The organism is Acidaminobacter sp. (assembly GCF_030247605.1).
Classification (GTDB): Bacteria; Bacillota; Clostridia; order Peptostreptococcales; family Acidaminobacteraceae; genus Acidaminobacter.
In genome coordinates this window covers 1-1699 of the sequence record NZ_JAOTSB010000065.1, presented here as the reverse complement: position 1 = coordinate 1699, position 1699 = coordinate 1, and the positions used below count along the sequence as shown (strand labels likewise).

Genomic DNA, 1699 nt, shown 5'->3' with positions numbered 1-1699 from the left:
GCCCAGGGCCACATCGAACGACTCGAAAAGCTGCTCGCCTCCGATTTTGCCAATAAAGCCCCGGCGGCCCTCGTCCAGAAGGAACGCGACAAACTGGCCGTCTACAAAGAAAGCGTCGAAAAAATAAAGGCGCAGTTGGGATAAACAAGCCACCGCACCCGTCCACGAGGCAGGTGCGGTTTTTTCTTGGGGATACCCATTTATAGGGATATTAGACCTGCTCGCCACAGGCCGCCCGGATTTGCGCCAGCACCCCATCAAGATCATTGAAAACCTGCTCATTTTGAAAACGAATAACATGAAAGCCGCGTTCGGTCAGGGCTTGTTCACGCTGACGGTCTGATTCAGCCTGCTGCAAATGAATCCCCCCGTCGAGTTCGATGACCAGGCTGGCAGTGTGACAGTAAAAATCGACAATGAATCCCGCAATGACTTGCTGCCTCCGAAAGTGGACTCCCAGCTTATTTGCCCGCCGAAGGTCCCCGCAGGGGGCAAGCCCTTCAATTATGAACTAGGGTAAAATGTGAACATGAGATTCGAACGGGATCCTGCAAAAGCCGCGAGCAATATTCGAAAACACGGCATAAGTTTTGATGAGGCAGTCACTGTATTCAAAGACCCACTTGCATTTATCTTTGACGACACAGCCCATACAGAGCAGGAACACCGCGAGATCATTATCGGCACATCAACCTTGCGAAGAATGATTCTTGTATGTTTTGTAGAAAGGGTTGAAAACACTGTCAGAATTATCAGCGCACGCCCAGCGGCGCGTCAGGAAATAAAAGACTATGAAGAAAACGCCCACAACCAAACCTCGTAAAGTTCAAGAAATGGCTCCTGAATATCGCTTTGACTATAAAAAAGCGAAGCCGCACCGTTTTGCCGCACAGATGAAGGATGAACCCTTGATCGTTATGATCGAGCCAGATGTGGCAAAAGTCTTTACTACATCTGAACAGGTTAACAAGGCATTACGTGCTTTGATCTCAGCCATGCCAGAACAAAAAGCGGCAGCTCGCAAATAACAAAAGAGCGACTCACAACGGGTCGCTCTTTTCATTTTCCATAACATCCCTAATCTTCCCCACCACCGCGGACACATCCCTCACGACCTCATCATTCTTAAACCTGACAATCCTCAGCCCCAACGCGGACAACACCTTCTCCCGCCTGGCATCTTCCTCCTGTTGCAGGTCGTGGACATCCCCATCGACTTTAACAACCAGCCCCGCGAAGAGCATTTTACAGAAATACTGCGCTTGATACTTTGAATTTCTCCGCAAGGAATCGAATCTGTCGAACATTCAGTTCGCGTTTACCGTTCAAAATCTCAGAGACCACACCTTGTGACCCGACCTCTGGCAGGTCAGACTGAGTCAAGCTATGCTCTTCCAAAAGAAAGCGCAATACTTCTGCGCCAGTCGCATCAGGGATCGGATAATGCTCTTCTTCATAGATTTCAATCAGCGTTCCGAGTGTATCCAGCAACCCGTAAAGCGGATGCTTCTCATCATTTCCGATTTCATCCAGTAATTCATTGAGCCGCTTGACCGCCGCGTTATATTCACGTTCATTACGAATGGACAGCAATGGAGCAATGTTTGCCCAATGGGTTTCAAGTTCTTTAGTTACGAGTGTCATTTTTCCAGTCTCCTCGGTCGTATTCTGCATGAGTGAGAACATGACGGACATACAT

General features: G+C 48.8%; 6 protein-coding genes. 3 read left to right on the top strand and 3 right to left on the bottom strand.

All coding sequences use genetic code 11. The annotated features are described in order from the left end of the window. The first annotated feature begins 12 nt into the window (after positions 1-12). A complete protein-coding gene (locus tag OEL90_RS15270; protein WP_414635030.1) occupies positions 13-144 on the top strand; it encodes a hypothetical protein in 132 nt (43 codons plus the stop codon). 67 nt (positions 145-211) lie between these two features. Here the strand turns inward: OEL90_RS15270 and OEL90_RS15040 are convergent, their stop codons facing one another. Next, positions 212-505, bottom strand: coding sequence for an endonuclease domain-containing protein (locus OEL90_RS15040; protein WP_300689946.1), 294 nt, complete (start codon positions 503-505; stop codon positions 212-214). A gap of 24 nt (positions 506-529) precedes the next feature. Here OEL90_RS15040 and OEL90_RS15265 point away from each other — a divergent pair, with 24 nt between their 5' ends. Both OEL90_RS15265 and OEL90_RS15035 read left to right on the top strand, forming a co-directional pair. Further along, positions 530-823, top strand: a complete 294-nt coding sequence (locus OEL90_RS15265) for a BrnT family toxin (RefSeq protein ID WP_414635029.1) — start codon at positions 530-532, stop codon at positions 821-823. After that, a complete protein-coding gene (locus OEL90_RS15035; protein ID WP_300689943.1) occupies positions 792-1028 on the top strand; it encodes a hypothetical protein in 237 nt (78 codons plus the stop codon). The genes OEL90_RS15265 and OEL90_RS15035 overlap by 32 nt, the downstream gene beginning before the upstream one ends. A 12-nt stretch (positions 1029-1040) precedes the next feature. On the opposite strand, the gene OEL90_RS15030 is transcribed toward OEL90_RS15035, so the two are convergent. Beyond that, positions 1041-1244, bottom strand: a complete 204-nt coding sequence (locus OEL90_RS15030) for a DUF559 domain-containing protein (RefSeq protein ID WP_300689941.1) — start codon at positions 1242-1244, stop codon at positions 1041-1043. Position 1245: 1 nt separating this feature from the next. After that, positions 1246-1699 (bottom strand): helix-turn-helix domain-containing protein (locus tag OEL90_RS15025; protein ID WP_300689938.1); only part of this gene is annotated, 454 nt, incomplete at its 5' end.